Below are 15,637 nucleotides of genomic sequence, written 5' to 3' on the forward strand. Positions count from 1 at the left end.
TTTTCACAGATTTGAAATTACTGAAATCGTTATTTTCTATGTGAAAATCAGAGATAATTTCGACCGACAAATACCAACAAATCTCCTTTTTGATATGCAATAGAAACATCATCTTCTACAGCAAAATTTCTCGTACCGATTCTTGTGGTAATACTCAGATTTTCATTGCTTAATGCCCAATTCAAACCTTTCGTTGTCACACCTTCAACATTCGGAAAAGGATACAGTGAAACGAGTTTATTTTTCACATCTTTCAAGACAAAAGTTTTAGGAATAAAAAATATTCAGAAAACTCGTCATAAAATTTTATGTTTAAATTTTCTTTAAAGGTGTAAGCAACGGTGAGATTTCCTAAAAAATGATCTTGTTCTCCTCCACTTCCGCCAAAAACATCGATGTTTTTAAAGCCTTTTTCTGCAATAATCTCTAAAGCTTTATGAAAATCTGTTTTTTCCTGATCCGGAGTGTAGATAAATTTATCTTCATATACATTTTCATCAGCACCCGAATGTGAATCAAAATCACCGGAGATAAAATCTAATTTTTCTAAAGGAAAATCCAACTGTTTCAGATAATGAAATGCACCGTCAGTACAAGCAATCAGATCATATTTTTCAGGATCAGGAAATGATTTTGGAGCGTCGCCGTTGATGAATAGTAAAACCTTCATTAATCTATCTTTTTATTGATTAATTCTTCAACATTTTGCTCTGTTGTGATGATCCATTTTCCTACATTTTTGCCAGGTCTTTTTTCTTCCACTTTTTTCACAAAACTTTTTGCGTCAATGAGATCTTCAGCATTGGGCTGCAATTCAATATATTTTTTGTAGGTTTCAAGCATTCTGTCAACTTCATTGTAGTTTAAACCTTCTCTGTACAAAAGCTTTCTGTAAGATCTTCCTATATAATAATTAACTGCGAAGTATTGCGGAGAACTCACATCAATCAGAGGATATGCTTTCTCAAAATAAGAAATTGCTTTTCTAAAATCTGATACTTTTTTATTAAAATTATTGATTCCACCATACCAAAGTGCAGCAGTAAATTCAGGTTGCAAAGCTAAAATTTCGCCAATCACCTTTTCAGCCTCATCATTCTTATCCTGATTGATCAGCGTCAAAGCCAATTGTGATTTTAAAATCGGGTTGCCGGGACTTTCCTTCAAACCTTTTCTAAAAGTATTTTCGGCATCAGAAAATTTATTTTTTGAAATCAATTCATCTCCCTCATCAAGGTACATCGTAATATCCTGAGAAAAAACAGAGTAAAAAATTAGACAAAAGAATAATAGAAATATTTTCTTCATATTATCTTTCATTCGGATTCCAGTATTCTTCCGGTTCGTTGTTGATTTTTGAGATATATCTTGCCAAGACAAAAAGATAATCTGAAAGTCTGTTTAAGTATTTAATCAATTCAGGGCGTACTTCCTCAGATTCATTTAAGAAAACCAATGAGCGTTCTGCTCTTCTGCAAATCGTTCTTGCTGCATGTAAAAAAGTGGCTGACTTTCCGCCGCCTGGAAGGATAAAAAATTGAAGTGGCTCCAATTTTTCTTCAAAAGCATCCATCCAGTTTTCCAATTCTTCAATTTCTGTATCGGAAATAATTAAAGGAAGACGGGATTTTCCGTTGGCCAACATCAGTTTATCCACCGGAGTTGCAGCTTCAGAACCAACTGTAAATAAGTCAAACTGAATTTTTTTTAATTGTTTTAAAACCTCATCATCCGTAATATGACTTTTTGAAATTCCGATAAAAGAATTGAGTTCATCAATATTTCCGTAGCTTTCCACTCTTGCGCTGGCTTTTGAAACTCTCGTACCGCCGTATAAAGCGGTTTGCCCTTTATCTCCTGTCTTGGTATATATTTTCATAGGTAAATTATCATTGTTTCTGAATGCCCAATTAATCAAGGCTTTTTCATGTTACTAAATTAGTTTTTTTTACAAAGAGGAAAAAATGAAAACCCAAATGTTCTGAAAAAAACTGAATTCCTAGCCCGGATAGAAGCGGCATCCTTTTTTTTCAAAAAAAGATACAGCGGATAGCCGGAATAGCTTCTGAAAAAACTACTCATTAAACATTATTCATTACCTATAATAAAAGACCAACCCCGAAAGATTGGCCTCATTCAAAATTATTTATCTACCTCTACATATTTACTATTGAAACATTTGTGTATCGGATATCCATCTAACGTGAGAAATATTTAATTATTTGAAAAAAAATAAAATATTTTTTAAACATCAAAAATCCTACTGACAAACTGTTGTCATTAACCTGAATTATCTTTGTCATAAGATTAACAACTTAAAACAAAAATTATGACAACTACAGCAACAGCAACGACACAGTTTATCTCTTCAGCACAACTATTAGAGCATTGGCAAGGACACAGAAACCTGACAAGAAGAGTGATTGAAATGTTCCCTGAAAAAGAATTATTCGAGTTTTCGATTGGCGGAATGAGACCGTTTGCGAAATTAGCCGTTGAATTAATCAGCATTGCAGGTCCGGCTTTGAAAGGAATCGTTGAAGGCCAAACTGAGGAATTTTCTGAAAAAGCTTTTCAACCGAAAACGAAAGAAGAAATTTTAGCTAAATGGGATTCTGAAACGGAAGTGATTAATCATTATTTTAATCAGATTTCAGAGGAAAGATTTCAGGAAACGTTCAACTTATTTGGTCAGTACGAATTTCCGGTGTATCAGAATATTCTTTATTTTGTGGATAATGAAGTACATCACCGTGGACAGGGGTTTGTTTATCTGAGAGCTTTGGGAATTGAGCCGCCTTTCTTCTGGGAAAGATTTTAATTATTTCCCACTGATCAAACAGATTTGCACGGATGATTGAGAATAGTTTTTCTCATTTCTCTCGCAGATTTTGCAGATGTAGCAGATTAATTTTTAAAATTTGTGAGAATCTGTAGAATCTGTGGGAGATTTTTTTTGCCACGAATGCACTGATTGGCACGAATGATTTTGGTTTCCCACAGATCACAAGGATTTCCACAGATGATTGAGAATAATTTCTTTGTGAATCAATTTTCTCCCGCAGATTTTGCAGATGAAGCAGATTAACTTCAAAAAATCTGTGATGATCTGTGCAATCTGTGGGAGATTTTTACGATAACTTTTCTAAAAGTTTTTGAACTAAATCTTTCATTTTTACCTTTAATAGATCCGGTTCCAATATCGTGGCATAGTCTGCGAAAGTAATCAGCCAGCGCGGAAATCCTTCATCAATCCATTCTGTTTCAAAGGTCATTTCGATTCCCTTTTCGGTTTCCATTTCTTCAATCAATCCGTAGTAGCTTTTAGAATTAATTAAATATCCCATGATTTTCTTATCGACCAATAATTTTACTTTTGTAGTCGTTTTTGAGGCAACTCTTCTGTGATCATTGATTTTTCCGTATTCCTGTGAAAAAGAAGTTTCTGTTTTTGAAATTTTCAAAATCCGGTCTACTCTGAACTGTCTGAAATCTTTTCTAAGTGTACAAAAAGCCATGATGTACCAGTAGGTAAATTCATAAAAAATTCCAACAGCTTCAATGGTACGATTTGAAACCTTTGCACCAACACTTTGATATTCAATAGAAAGCTGTTTTTTATCGGCGATACTTTCCAGAATAATCGGGATAACGTTTTTTATAGAATCATCTGATTTGGGACTGTAATCAAAAATATCAATCTGATTTTCAATATTCTGAATTAAATTTTTATCTGAATTTCTCAGCACTGAACGCAGTTTTTCCATTGCCGTTTTATAATGGTTTCCCAAACTTTCATGTGAAAATTTCTGCATCAGTTTTTCGGCAGTGATAAAACTTAAAACTTCTTCTTTGGTAAACATCACGGGCGGAAGTTTGTAACCATCCATCAAAGAATAACCGCTTCCCGTCTCACCAATAATCGGAATTCCTGCGTTTTCCAGTGTTTTAATGTCACGGTAAATCGTTCTTACACTCACTTCAAATTTTTCGGCCAAATCCTGAGCTCTTACAATCGGTTTTGACTGTAATTGGGTGAGAATGGCAGTGACGCGGTCGAGTTTTTTGAGGTAATGGTCGTTCATGTAGAAAATCTGTTCAAATGATACAAATTTACTTTAATCTTCATCAACTTTGAAATTTTGAAATGCTTAAAATTTTTAACCATTAAGATGTATAAGTTGTTAAGTGTGGTTAAGGAAATATCTGAAGATATTCATTAAGCGGACCGCTTAATTCAGATAAATCTGAACCTTAAAAAATCTTACCAACTAAAACTCCTTAATGGTTTAAGTCATTGCTACATTGTTAAATAGTTACATCGCTACATTAATTCTTGAAAGAATTAACCAGTTTATCTAGATTCAAACTTCTCGCAGAAGCATCAAAAATTTCTCTGTAAATTCCATTCATTTGTACTAGTTCATCATGCGTTCCATTTTCTACAACCTCACCTTTTTTCATTACATAAATTTTATCTGAATCTAAAATCTGTGAAAGCGAGTGTGAAATAATCACCACTGTTCTTCCTTCTTTGATGGCATCCAAAGAATTTTTAATCTGTTCAGTTGCAATCGCATCCAAACTTGCAGTAGGTTCGTCTAGGAAAATAATCGGTGGATTTTTTAAAAATAATCTTGCGATGGCAATTCTCTGTTGCTGCCCACCAGAAAGTTGGGTTGCATCATGTTGATATTTTTCAGGAAGATCTAAAATTTGTTCGTGAAGATATGCTTTTTTGGCGGCTTCTTCAATTTCTTCAAAACTGGCATTCATATTTCCGTAGCGAATATTATCTTCGATACTTCCTTGGAAGATGTGGTTTTTCTGTAAAACCAGACCAATATCGTCTCTTAGATAAGCGTTGTCGTACCGATTGAGATTAATTCCATCTAATAAAATCTCGCCATCATCCGGAAGGTAAAATTTGCATAAAAGGTTAATGATTGTAGATTTTCCGGCACCACTTAAGCCAACCAGCGCCGTGGTTTTCCCATTTTCGATGGTCATTGAGACCTTATGTAAAGCTTGCGTTCCGTTTGGATAGGTAAAATTGACGTTTTTCAGTTCAAAATTTTCAGAAGTTTTGGTTTCCTTTAAAGTTCCGTTGGGTTCAGCTTCTTCGTCTGCATTTAAAATTTCAAAATAACCTTCGGCATAAATCATCGCATCATTCATGTCATCATAAATCCTGTGAAGCTGTCTGATAGGCGAAGAGACGTTGTTGAACAACATAATGTGAAGCATGATAGCACCAATTGTCATTTGCTGATTCAGCACTAAATAAACCGTCAGTAAAATAATAAGAACAACCCCGATCTGCTCGATGAATGTTTTTAAACCTTCATAAATAAAACTTGTTTTCCGGGTGTACATCTGGCTTTCCATCAGTTGCATTTGCAAATCAAATTGCTTTTTACCTTCAAATTTTTCACGCACGAAACTTTTAATTACTAAAATAGAATTGATTAAATTTAATAAACCTGAAGTCTTTTGCTCGCGTTGATTTCGAAGCTGCCTTCTTACACCACCCAATTTTTTCGCCTGCATTGAAGTAACGTAAAAGTAGATCGGGACAATGATCGTAGAAACCAACCCCACATAAACGTTCTGCATGTACATGATAACCAAAGCAATAATTGCATTCGAAAACATAGGAAGAATATCGATGAAAAAGTTCTGAACAAGCTTTGTTAAGCTCTCTATTCCCCGATCAATTCTGGTCTGCAATTTTCCTGAAGCATGGTTTTCGTCACTGAAGTAAGCAACTTTGTACGTTAAAATTTTATCGATTGCTGATTGCGCTAAAACCGAGCTTACGTTAATTCTTATTTTCTCACCATAAAATTTCTGCCCGAAACTAATGAAAATATTCGCTATTTCTTTTCCTAAAAGTATTGCAGAAATCACCAAAAGCACATGAATTCCCTGCGACATCGGACTAGGAAGCTTAGTTAATTTTTCAACTTCGTCAACCGTGTATTTTAAAACCACTGCATTGACCTGAGCCGTAATGGCGCCTAAAAAAGTGAGAAACAAGGTTCCGTAAATCATCAAACGATACGGCTTAATGAAAGGTTTCAGTTGCCTATAAATCCCGAAAATACTCAGTGCTCTTGTAAAAGGTTTTGCCATGAATTGGTTTTAAAAGAAAAACGTACCGTTTCTGAGAGAAAAGGTACGAATTATTATTTATTTGGAATTACTAACTTGCATTCTTCTTTAGCGTTCCATCATCATTGATATATTTGAATTGATGCCCTTGATCTAAAATTTCTCCGCCCATTTCTTTGAATGTACAAAACATTCCAATCCAATCTTCCTCATCTATTTCTTTCGGTGTGTCCCATCTGATTATTCCAAAATTTTCATTCCTTTTTTTATCAAGAATAACTCCAAATTCATTTTCAAGCCAAATCTTGGTTCCTAAAATAAAGTCATCGTCTAATTTCCAAATATTTGTTATCGTAAAAATCTGAGAACCTATTTCAATCCCATTATATTCGGTAAACTGGCTCCATTCTCTATTCGGTTTAAACCAATTCCAAATGTTTGTAAAATCTGCAACATTATCACCTTCTAGTTCGTAAATTTCCTCTATAAAAACATTTTTAAAATTTAAGAATTGTACATCAGAATTTGTTAGACTAAACTCTTCAAGTAATTCTTCAGCTTGATGCAATAAAGTAAATAGTTTTTTGATCTGATATTTTTCTAGATATTCAATTTTAGAAAGACCACTTGTTTTAGAATAAGTGGTTTTATGTTTATTGAAGATATTTTTAAAAAACATTTTCTTAAAATACTTAATTAATTTTATCCTTCATAAACATAAGTCGTCAGATAATGAAGTTCAGACTTACTTGCTGCTTTCGATTCCGCTTCAGCCTGTTCCATAGAATATTGTGAATTGATTTCTTTACGCTGGAACACAAAAGAATTATTGGCGTTTTTATCTACAACATCAGCAAAAATATGCTCGATTTCAGAGTTGGCTAAAGATGCAAAGCTGATATCTTCAAAACCATACATCAGTCTTAAATCATCATATTGAACAAAGTTCTCATTCACAAAACCCTGTAGCTGAGATTTAGATTCAAAATTTCCTGCCCAAATATTGTAGGCGTAAGTTTTCTTGCTCGGCTTGTCGAAAATACTTTGGTAAACAAAATTTTCTCCCAGATATGCTTCTCTTACCTGCGGATCATTTGCCAGCTCTTCCGGCAAACCTTCTTTTAATATTTTACCTTCAAACATAATGTACGTTTTGTTGGTAATCGCCAGCGTCTGTTGTACATTGTGATCGGTAATCAGAATTCCGATATTTTTATCGGTCAGACTTCTTACAATTTTCTGAATATCTTCTACGGCAATCGGGTCAACTCCGGCAAAAGGCTCATCCAATAAAATAAAGCTAGGACTTGTTGCCAGACATCTTGCAATCTCAGTTCTACGTCTTTCACCTCCGGACAGTAAGTCTCCACGATTTTTTCTTACATGCTGCAATGAAAACTCTTCAATCAGCTCATCACATTTAATCTGCTGTTCACGTTTCGAAAGTTTCGTCAATTGCAAAACTCCCATAATGTTATCTTCTACAGACAATTTTCTGAAAACAGAAGCTTCCTGTGCCAGATAACCGATTCCTTTTTGGGCTCGTCGGTACATCGCATCAGTGGTAATTTCCTGTTTGTCAAGAAAAATCCTTCCCGAAGTCGGCTTTACCAAACCTACGATCATATAAAATGAAGTGGTTTTTCCGGCTCCATTTGGACCCAGCAAACCTACAATTTCTCCCTGCTGAACCTGTACAGAAACGCCTTTTACAACTTTTTTGGGACCGTATTCTTTGATTAAGTTTTCTCCTCGTAAAATCATAAGGCAAAGATAAAGTTTTTTTGAATTTAAATTTCAGATTAAAAACTGGTTGCATCAGTTTTATGATATTTTAATAAATCAAATTGAACATCCGCAATTTGTCATAACATTTAATTTAACGCAAAGCCAAACAAAGAATTTTAACTCTTGACCGTTGTTAAGTTAAACAAAGGCGTAAACTTAACCATGAAATACAATGTATTCTTGATGACGACAAATTGCGAACAATCGTATAAATCAATATTAATTTTTCATTAATCCTGAAATCTTCTGTAACGATGGCTTTATTACTGCTACTTATCAAAAAAACAAAATTTATTATGGAAAATTACGGTTACACAAAAGACGGCAATACTCAACAGCAAAATAATGCGCCCTACAAATCTGAAAAGAAAATTCCGGCTGCACTTTTAGGTCTTCTTGTCGGTTGGCTTGCTTTAAACAAATTCTATTTAGGATATACCAAAGAAGGAATAATTCAGTTGGTTCTAAATGTTGTTACTTTCGGAGCAGCTTCAATCATCCCATTTATCGAGGGAATTATTTATCTGTTTATGAGCGATGAGCAATTTGACAACACGTATGTTCACAACAAAAAAGGCTGGTTGTAATTTTAATACAAATTTTCCTTTTACGAATCTGATTAATTGATATTTTTCTTAAATTTAAATCACCAATCACAGTTTAAATTTTATGGAAAATAATCAACAATTAACCGATTTACTCGCATTAGATTTAGGAATTAATCTCATCAACCGCAGACCTTACGCAAAAGAAGTTTTCAAATGGCAGGATATCGACCTTCTTCCCCATTCCTCCGTAGATACATTGCTTTGTGAAATTTACGAATGGAACGGCAGAAACTGGAGAACGACCAATAATAATCTGATTGGTTTTCTCTTCTCCGACCAACAATTGAAAGCTGTCAAAGATCAACTTTTAAGTATTCCCAAACATCCAGCTTTGATTCCTGATTTTGAATTTACCAAAGAAAGCATGGTTGAATATAGTCTTGCGTTGCCTTCTCTTTTTAATATCGGAATCAATGGAAATATCAACAGTGCGAAAAGTTTTTCTGTGCGTGTCAACGGAGTGACAAAATCTAGAATTACCAATATCGATTCTCCAGGAATTGAAATTCTGAGAAAATATTCTGAATTCACAGATTCTGAATCGAAAACGTATCGGAAGAATATTAAATTTAATTATTTAAGCACTTCATTATTCTATGCCGAAAGTGTAGAAATTTTCCTGGAAAAAGAATCCGGTGTTGGCTTAGATGTCAGTTTTCAGACACAGGATGTAGAAGTGGAAGCCAAAGTTGATACGGATACCAAAAAACATTTTGTTTTAAAATATTCCGGAAATCAGGCTCCTTTTGCAGCAAAATTTACCAAAGGGAAAGATTTTGATTTTAAATAATTTTTTGAAAGTTATTAGTTATAAATTATAAGTTGCAAGAAAACGTTCTTAACTCATAATTTATAACTAATAACTTAAAACTAATTATCTGTTTAAAAGAATCGCAGCTTCTTTCGCAGCATACGTGAAAATCATATCTGCTCCTGCTCTTTTAAAACACGTTAAACTTTCAATAATGGCTTTATCATTATCGAGCCAACCGTTTTGTGCAGCGGCTTTCAACATTGCGTATTCTCCACTTACGTTATAAACTGCGATTGGTAGATCGATGGCTTCACGCACTTTTGAAACGATATCCAAATACGGCAAACCCGGTTTGATCATAATAATATCTGCACCTTCTTCCACATCTTTAAAAACTTCATTTAAAGCTTCACGAGAATTATGAAAATCCATCTGATATGTTTTTTTATCTTTCGGAATTTCCATATTGTCTTTCGGTGCACTATCTAAAGCACTTCTGAAAGGTCCATAGAACGAACTTGCATATTTTGCTGCGTAACTTAAAATTCCAACATCATGAAAACCACTTTCTTCCAACGCTTCACGAATCGCCAAAACTCTTCCATCCATCATGTCACTCGGTGCTACAATATCTGCTCCTGCTTCTGCATGAGAAACTGACATTCTTGCCAAAGCATCGTTGGTTGCGTCATTTAAGACTTTACCGTTTTCTATAATTCCGTCGTGACCGTAGATTGAATATGGATCTAAAGCAACATCAGGCATAATCACCATTTCAGGAACAGCATCTTTTATGGCCTTGATGGTATTTTGCATCAACCCATCTTTGTTCCAGGCTTCTTTTCCCGTGTTGTCTTTCAAATGTTCCGAAACTTTCATGTACAGATTGACCGCTTTTACGCCTAAAGAAAATAATTCTTTACATTCTTTAACCGTTAAATCAATACTTCTTCTGAAAATTCCGGGCATTGATGAGATTGCTTCTTCTTTATTTTCACCTTCCATTACGAAGATCGGCATTACAAAATCGTCTGTAGAAAGGCTACATTCTCTTACCAAACCTCTCATAGATTCATTTACTCTCAATCTTCTGTTTCTTGAATATATCATTTTGGAATACTTTTTGAATAATTTATTGCAAATTTAATATAAGTTCTATAAAAAACTATTGCAGATGATTATAGAATTTATTACTTTTGTTAGTAATAATTATGCAAATTATACGTTAGATGAAAAAACTTTTACTTTTAATTATATTTATGGGCGCTTTTGTTGGTTTTTCCGACAATGTTAAAGCACAAATCAAAGAGCCTTCTTCTACTTCACAAAAGTCTGATGATGGTGTTCTTACTGCATACCCAAACCCTGCGAAAGACTTTTTGGTAGTAAAAGCCAAAGATTCTTCTTTAAAAATTAAATCAGTGATATTTTATTCGATATTGGGAACACAGGTTGCCAACTATAATGTCAATACAAACAAAGCTGAAATTAATATTGAAAAATTAAAGCCCGGAAAGTATCTGATTCGCTACATTCTCAGCGACAATACGCAAAAGGTTACTCAAATAGTAAAACAATAATATTAAATCCTGATCAACATCAGGATTTTTTCTTTTAGCAAAATTCTTTTAATTCCGTAACTTTCGGATTATTTTTATACTCATTATAAAAAACAACTGAATGCTAAAAGCTGAACATATTACTAAAACCTACAATGCAGGAAAAAAAATAGCATTGGATGATTTTAGCATACATGTGCCGAAAGGAAGTATCTACGGTCTTCTAGGACCTAACGGAGCAGGAAAAACCTCTTTTATCCGTATCATCAATCAAATTACACAAGCAGATTCCGGAGATGTTTTCATCAATGGAGAAAAGCTCAATCCTAATCACATCAAAGACATCGGATATATGCCTGAAGAGCGAGGTTTATATAAAAACATGAGCGTCGGAGATCAGATTCTTTACTTCGGAGAACTGAAGGGAATGAAAAAAAATGATGCGCTGAATGAAGCCAAAAAATGGTTTGAAAAACTGCATATCGATCAATGGTGGAAGAAGAAACTTTCTGAACTATCCAAAGGAATGGCGCAGAAAATACAGTTCGTAGTGACCGTTCTTCACAGACCACATTTGTTGATTCTTGACGAACCGTTCTCAGGTTTTGACCCTGTGAATGCCAATTTAATTAAAGATCAAATCATTGAACTTAAAAATAACGGAACTACAATTATTCTTTCTACCCACAGAATGGAAAGTGTGGAAGAAATGTGTGACTATGTTGCACTAATCGATAATTCTAAGAAAATAATCGACGGAAGAGTTTTTGATGTACGAGAAAAGTTCAAGAAAAATATTTTTGGGATTACGCTTTCTGATGTCAACAATGAGAAGCTTCAGAACTTCCAGAATAAGTATGAAATTTTCAACTTGTCTGAGCAAAATAATCTGATTTCGTTTGACCTGAAAAATACGGTGAATCAAAATGATATTTTACTGGATCTTGTACAGGCAGGAAAAGTAAGATCATTTGACGAAAAAATTCCGAGCATGAATGAAGTCTTTATTAATGCCGTAGGTAATCATTCTTAAATTTATGAACAATATATATTTAATTACAAAAAGAGAATTTCTTACGCAGGTTAAGAAAAAATCTTTCATTTTACTGACTTTATTAGCTCCATTAATGATCATAGGATTTGGTGCTGTGATTGGGTTGATGTTTAAAGCCAACGAATCTCACAATGTGATTGAAGTTGTTGACAACAGCGGACTTTTTAAAGGTCAGCTAAAATCTAATGATAAGCTGGAATATATTTTTGTTCCAGTAGCAGATGAAAAATCTAAACTTAAAAACCTTAAAGGCAACGAGTCTTTAGATGGTATTTTGATTTTACCTCAAATAGCAAGTCAGAATTTTGATGATTTGGAAAAAAACACAAGATTAGTTGTTAATACTAAAATCGGTCTTGATACCAAACAGCGCATCATCTCTGATATTAGCAATGTAATTAAGAAAGAGAAAATCAAACAATTAGGCATTGCAGAATCGCAGCTTGATAATCTTGATAAAAATTTTGAACTGAAAACAATCAACGTATCAGAAGATAATAAAGAGGATTCTGACTTGGCTTTTGGCGTAAAAACGGCACTAAGCTTAGGATTGATGTATGTTACCTTTATGTTTATCATCATTTATGGAGTACGTGTCATGAGAAGCGTTCTTGAGGAAAAAAACAACCGTGTTGTGGAAATTATCATTTCATCGGTAAAACCTTTTGAACTGATGATGGGAAAAATTCTCGGGGTTACAATGGTTGCTTTAACACAATTTCTCGTCTGGATATCTATGTCTGTAATTGGTGCATTAGTTTTGAACACCGGATTTTCTTCTATGCAGAAAAACATGCCGGGAGGTGATGAAGGTATTTTAAGCAAATTGGATATTTTACAAATATTCACACAGATTTCTCATAGCTTATTGGAACTTAATTTTCCTTTAATCATCTTCGTATTTATTGTATTTTTCCTTTTGGGATACATTTTTTACAGTTCGATTTACGCAGCAATTGGTTCTGCTGTTGATAACGAAACCGAAACACAGCAATTCACTTTATTTGCCATTTTGCCTTTGACTTTGGGGATGTACGGAAGTTTTTCTTTAATGAATAATCCGGATGGGCCACTAGGATTTTGGTTATCAATAATTCCTTTTACGTCTCCTGTTGCGATGATTGCGAGAATTCCTTACGGCGTTCCGGCTTGGGAAATTGCTTTATCAATTTTCTTATTATTAGCAACGACTATTTTTATGATTTTCTTAGCCGGAAAGATTTACAGAGTTGGAATTTTGATGTATGGAAATAAGGCTACTTTGAAGGAACTTTGGAAGTGGATTAGAAGTTAATTTAGAATAATTTCAAATTTTTTAATATGAAAAGAATATTACTGATTATGATGATAGGTGTTGTCAATATTTTCAGTGCTCAATCGTTAAATGAAAATATTTCCTTTAAAAATTTGACACAAGAAGAGAATATACAAATTGAAAAAATTAAAGGACTGTTGACTCAGTCAAAAATTATAATAATTAAAGATTGTAAACTAATAAATTATGACAATTGTATCGACGAATATACCATTGTCTATTTGTATAATAATAAACCTGTACTTATTGACCAAATAGAATTCAGCTTCATACGAGCTTATGTTTCAAATGGGACAGAAGAAACATCAAACTACATCACAAAGACAAGAATATATATTACAGATTGGGAAAACAGTAAGTTTATAGGAAAAACAATACGTTTAAGTCAACATGGAAAGAGTGAATCAAGCCCTTATCTTAACAAACATGAAATTGAAGCAAAAATTAAAAGGTAATGTGGTCAAAAATAGTTGGTGTTTTTTTAATACAGATACAATAATAAAAATCCCGAGATAAAATATCCCGGGATTTTTTATGTTTTGAATGAAAAATTTTTATTCGAAGATATAGCTTAAGCTTAAACTAATAACCTGCTCAGACTTCTTTTTAGCTGAATTTGGATCTAACTTGCTTTCATCCAGATTTGGATAAGTATTCGATAAACCAAAGTCATACTTTAAAGCCAATTCGAGCTGTCTTTTGTAGCTGTACCCTAGACCTGCGCCTATTGCGAAGTTAAATGAGCTAGCCTTACCCAACTGATCTGTTCTATAGATTTCACGAGATTCATTTTTAACTTTTTGATCAATTAAAAAATTAAATCTCGGACCAATCAATCCAAAGAATTCTGATTCTGCTTCAGAAAAATATCCTTTGAAAGATACAGGAACACTGATGTAGTTATTAGCATAAACAGCATCATAACCTTTTACACCTTTAGCATTCTTATCTTTTCCAGATTCTCCTGCACCGTAGTACACGACTTCCGGCTGAAGATAAAACTGGTTAGAACCTCCCATTGGGATTAATGCTAAAACACCACCCTGAAAAGCAAATCTAGCTCCTGAAGGATTGTGTGCATTTTTTACTCTCGAATAGTTTCCACCAGCAGTAACACCAAATCTTGTACTACTAAAATCAATCTGTGCGAATGATAAAGTAGAAAATGCTAAAGCTGATGCTAATAAAAATTTTTTCATATGTAGTTTGTATTGTTTTTAATAGTCACATGTTATCGCCTATCTTTATCAGTGTTTAGCTTTCTAAGTCAGTTAAAGCGATTTCATATCATTTTGTTGTTTAATTATCCTAAAACTTTTGCAACAGTAACACCAATATCAGCAGGGGAATCTACTACATTGATACCGTTTTCTCTCATGATTTCCATTTTAGCCTGAGCTGTATCTTCATCACCTCCAACAATAGCACCTGCGTGACCCATTGTTCTGCCTTTAGGAGCAGTTTGTCCAGCGATAAAACCAACAACCGGTTTTGTAGAACCACTAGCTTTATACCATCTTGCAGCTTCAGCCTCAAGACCACCACCGATTTCACCGATCATTACAACCGCTTCAGTTTCTGGGTCGTTGATGAACAATTCAAGAGCTTCTCTTGTAGTAGTTCCAATTATTGGGTCACCACCGATTCCGATTGCTGTAGAAACACCGTAACCAGCTTTTACAACTTGGTCAGCAGCTTCATAAGTAAGAGTTCCTGATTTTGAAACGATCCCTACTTTTCCTTTTTTGAAAACGAAACCTGGCATAATACCAATTTTAGCTTCATCAGAAGTGATGATTCCCGGACAGTTTGGCCCGATCAATCTGCACTCTTTGTCAGCGATATAAGATTTTACTTTTACCATGTCTGCAACAGGAATACCTTCTGTAATACATACGATTACTTTAATACCCGCTTCAGCAGCTTCCATGATAGCATCTGCAGCAAATGCAGGTGGTACAAAAATGATACTTACATTAGCTCCAGCCTTTGCAACAGCGTCAGCAACAGTATTAAATACCGGCTTCCCAAGGTGCTCGCTTCCTCCTTTTCCTGGAGTAACACCACCTACTACGTTGGTTCCATATTCGATCATCTGACCAGCGTGGAAAGTACCTTCGTTACCTGTAAAACCTTGTACAATTACTTTAGAATCTTTGTTTACTAAAATTGACATTTTATTGTTGTTTTAATTTATTTTTATTAATGCTCACAAATTTACTTATTTTTCTTTGATTATAGATAAAACCATCAGACTAATCTTTATCACCTTTATTAAAAAAATTAAAAGAAATACAATCGGGCAAATCACTGCTGAGCGATTAAGAATAGAATAATCTGTTCTAAGCGTGTGATTTTATTTTAATTTTTAAGTAAAATTATCTCTCTGCAAACATACTGATTTTATTTTTTTCAGGACAGAGTGCAGTTAAGAACCTCATGAAT

General features: G+C 34.0%; 15 protein-coding genes and 2 pseudogenes. 7 read left to right on the forward strand and 10 right to left on the reverse strand.

Features of this window, described 5'->3' with window-relative positions; genetic code table 11:
* Positions 1-47 precede the first annotated feature (47 nt).
* The 3 genes and pseudogenes from EAG08_RS05825 to EAG08_RS05835 all read right to left on the reverse strand — a co-directional run bounded on the left by EAG08_RS05825 (position 48) and on the right by EAG08_RS05835 (position 1,879).
* Positions 48-670 (reverse strand): annotated as a pseudogene (locus tag EAG08_RS05825) (thiamine diphosphokinase).
* Positions 670-1,308 (reverse strand): tetratricopeptide repeat protein, encoded by a 639-nt coding sequence (locus EAG08_RS05830; RefSeq protein WP_164998530.1) that lies wholly within the window; start codon positions 1,306-1,308, stop codon positions 670-672. The pseudogene EAG08_RS05825 and the gene EAG08_RS05830 overlap by 1 nt, the downstream one beginning before the upstream one ends.
* A gap of 1 nt (position 1,309) precedes the next feature.
* On the reverse strand, positions 1,310-1,879 hold the full coding sequence (locus tag EAG08_RS05835; protein WP_129534641.1) for a cob(I)yrinic acid a,c-diamide adenosyltransferase: 570 nt from the start codon (positions 1,877-1,879) through the stop codon (positions 1,310-1,312).
* Between the two features lie 450 nt (positions 1,880-2,329).
* Between EAG08_RS05835 and EAG08_RS05840 the strand changes: the two genes are divergently transcribed.
* Positions 2,330-2,821 carry a DinB family protein gene (locus EAG08_RS05840; protein ID WP_129534642.1) on the forward strand — a complete coding sequence of 164 codons (492 nt, stop codon included), beginning with the start codon at positions 2,330-2,332 and terminating at the stop codon, positions 2,819-2,821.
* A gap of 310 nt (positions 2,822-3,131) precedes the next feature.
* On the opposite strand, the gene EAG08_RS05845 is transcribed toward EAG08_RS05840, so the two are convergent.
* The 4 genes and pseudogenes from EAG08_RS05845 to lptB all read right to left on the reverse strand — a co-directional run.
* Positions 3,132-4,085 (reverse strand): helix-turn-helix transcriptional regulator, encoded by a 954-nt coding sequence (locus EAG08_RS05845; protein WP_129534643.1) that lies wholly within the window; start codon positions 4,083-4,085, stop codon positions 3,132-3,134.
* Positions 4,086-4,329: 244 nt separating this feature from the next.
* Complete coding sequence (locus EAG08_RS05850) at positions 4,330-6,054, reverse strand: ABC transporter ATP-binding protein (protein ID WP_129537222.1); 1,725 nt, start codon at positions 6,052-6,054, stop codon at positions 4,330-4,332.
* A gap of 151 nt (positions 6,055-6,205) precedes the next feature.
* Complete coding sequence (locus tag EAG08_RS05855) at positions 6,206-6,793, reverse strand: hypothetical protein (protein ID WP_129534644.1); 588 nt, start codon at positions 6,791-6,793, stop codon at positions 6,206-6,208.
* Between the two features lie 359 nt (positions 6,794-7,152).
* Positions 7,153-7,878 (reverse strand): annotated as a pseudogene (lptB, locus tag EAG08_RS05860) (LPS export ABC transporter ATP-binding protein); the annotation flags it as partial.
* Between the two features lie 320 nt (positions 7,879-8,198).
* Between lptB and EAG08_RS05865 the strand changes: the two are divergent.
* Together EAG08_RS05865 and EAG08_RS05870 are read left to right on the forward strand one after the other, a co-directional pair.
* Positions 8,199-8,489: a TM2 domain-containing protein gene (locus tag EAG08_RS05865; RefSeq protein WP_129534646.1), complete on the forward strand. Its 291-nt coding sequence runs from the start codon at positions 8,199-8,201 to the stop codon at positions 8,487-8,489.
* Between the two features lie 82 nt (positions 8,490-8,571).
* Positions 8,572-9,300, forward strand: coding sequence for a hypothetical protein (locus EAG08_RS05870; RefSeq protein WP_129534647.1), 729 nt, complete (start codon positions 8,572-8,574; stop codon positions 9,298-9,300).
* An 84-nt stretch (positions 9,301-9,384) separates the two neighbouring features.
* Here EAG08_RS05870 and hemB read toward each other — a convergent pair whose 3' ends face one another.
* Positions 9,385-10,374 carry a porphobilinogen synthase gene (gene hemB, locus EAG08_RS05875; RefSeq protein WP_129534648.1) on the reverse strand — a complete coding sequence of 330 codons (990 nt, stop codon included), beginning with the start codon at positions 10,372-10,374 and terminating at the stop codon, positions 9,385-9,387.
* A gap of 119 nt (positions 10,375-10,493) precedes the next feature.
* Here hemB and EAG08_RS05880 point away from each other — a divergent pair, with 119 nt between their 5' ends.
* From EAG08_RS05880 to EAG08_RS05895, 4 genes are all read left to right on the forward strand, one after another.
* Positions 10,494-10,844: a T9SS type A sorting domain-containing protein gene (locus tag EAG08_RS05880; protein ID WP_129534649.1), complete on the forward strand. Its 351-nt coding sequence runs from the start codon at positions 10,494-10,496 to the stop codon at positions 10,842-10,844.
* A 100-nt stretch (positions 10,845-10,944) separates the two neighbouring features.
* The gene (locus tag EAG08_RS05885) at positions 10,945-11,856 is read left to right on the forward strand and encodes an ABC transporter ATP-binding protein (protein ID WP_129534650.1); all 912 of its coding nucleotides are present in this window, start codon (positions 10,945-10,947) and stop codon (positions 11,854-11,856) included.
* Positions 11,857-11,860: 4 nt separating this feature from the next.
* The gene (locus EAG08_RS05890; RefSeq protein ID WP_129534651.1) at positions 11,861-13,171 is read left to right on the forward strand and encodes an ABC transporter permease; all 1,311 of its coding nucleotides are present in this window, start codon (positions 11,861-11,863) and stop codon (positions 13,169-13,171) included.
* Positions 13,172-13,197: 26 nt separating this feature from the next.
* Positions 13,198-13,647 carry a hypothetical protein gene (locus EAG08_RS05895; protein ID WP_129534652.1) on the forward strand — a complete coding sequence of 150 codons (450 nt, stop codon included), beginning with the start codon at positions 13,198-13,200 and terminating at the stop codon, positions 13,645-13,647.
* 99 nt (positions 13,648-13,746) lie between these two features.
* Here EAG08_RS05895 and EAG08_RS05900 read toward each other — a convergent pair whose 3' ends face one another.
* Both EAG08_RS05900 and sucD read right to left on the reverse strand, forming a co-directional pair.
* Positions 13,747-14,391: a porin family protein gene (locus EAG08_RS05900; protein WP_129534653.1), complete on the reverse strand. Its 645-nt coding sequence runs from the start codon at positions 14,389-14,391 to the stop codon at positions 13,747-13,749.
* Positions 14,392-14,495: 104 nt separating this feature from the next.
* On the reverse strand, positions 14,496-15,368 hold the full coding sequence (gene sucD, locus EAG08_RS05905) for a succinate--CoA ligase subunit alpha (RefSeq protein WP_129534654.1): 873 nt from the start codon (positions 15,366-15,368) through the stop codon (positions 14,496-14,498).
* Between the last annotated feature and the right edge of the window lie 269 nt (positions 15,369-15,637).

It is taken from the genome of Chryseobacterium sp. 3008163 (genome assembly GCF_003669035.1).
Classification (GTDB): domain Bacteria; phylum Bacteroidota; class Bacteroidia; order Flavobacteriales; family Weeksellaceae; genus Chryseobacterium.

Bases quoted from the DNA above. Each gene is read 5' to 3' on its own strand.
- EAG08_RS05830 (WP_164998530.1), bottom strand. From the start codon at position 1,308: ATGAAGAAAATATTTCTATTATTCTTTTGTCTAATTTTTTACTCTGTT.
- EAG08_RS05835 (WP_129534641.1), bottom strand. From the start codon at position 1,879: ATGAAAATATATACCAAGACAGGAGATAAAGGGCAAACCGCTTTATAC.
- EAG08_RS05840 (WP_129534642.1), top strand. From the start codon at position 2,330: ATGACAACTACAGCAACAGCAACGACACAGTTTATCTCTTCAGCACAA.
- EAG08_RS05845 (WP_129534643.1), bottom strand. From the start codon at position 4,085: ATGAACGACCATTACCTCAAAAAACTCGACCGCGTCACTGCCATTCTC.
- EAG08_RS05850 (WP_129537222.1), bottom strand. From the start codon at position 6,054: ATGATTTACGGAACCTTGTTTCTCACTTTTTTAGGCGCCATTACGGCT.
- EAG08_RS05855 (WP_129534644.1), bottom strand. From the start codon at position 6,793: ATGTTTTTTAAAAATATCTTCAATAAACATAAAACCACTTATTCTAAA.
- EAG08_RS05865 (WP_129534646.1), top strand. From the start codon at position 8,199: ATGGAAAATTACGGTTACACAAAAGACGGCAATACTCAACAGCAAAAT.
- EAG08_RS05870 (WP_129534647.1), top strand. From the start codon at position 8,572: ATGGAAAATAATCAACAATTAACCGATTTACTCGCATTAGATTTAGGA.
- hemB (WP_129534648.1), bottom strand. From the start codon at position 10,374: ATGATATATTCAAGAAACAGAAGATTGAGAGTAAATGAATCTATGAGA.
- EAG08_RS05880 (WP_129534649.1), top strand. From the start codon at position 10,494: ATGAAAAAACTTTTACTTTTAATTATATTTATGGGCGCTTTTGTTGGT.
- EAG08_RS05885 (WP_129534650.1), top strand. From the start codon at position 10,945: ATGCTAAAAGCTGAACATATTACTAAAACCTACAATGCAGGAAAAAAA.
- EAG08_RS05890 (WP_129534651.1), top strand. From the start codon at position 11,861: ATGAACAATATATATTTAATTACAAAAAGAGAATTTCTTACGCAGGTT.
- EAG08_RS05895 (WP_129534652.1), top strand. From the start codon at position 13,198: ATGAAAAGAATATTACTGATTATGATGATAGGTGTTGTCAATATTTTC.
- EAG08_RS05900 (WP_129534653.1), bottom strand. From the start codon at position 14,391: ATGAAAAAATTTTTATTAGCATCAGCTTTAGCATTTTCTACTTTATCA.
- sucD (WP_129534654.1), bottom strand. From the start codon at position 15,368: ATGTCAATTTTAGTAAACAAAGATTCTAAAGTAATTGTACAAGGTTTT.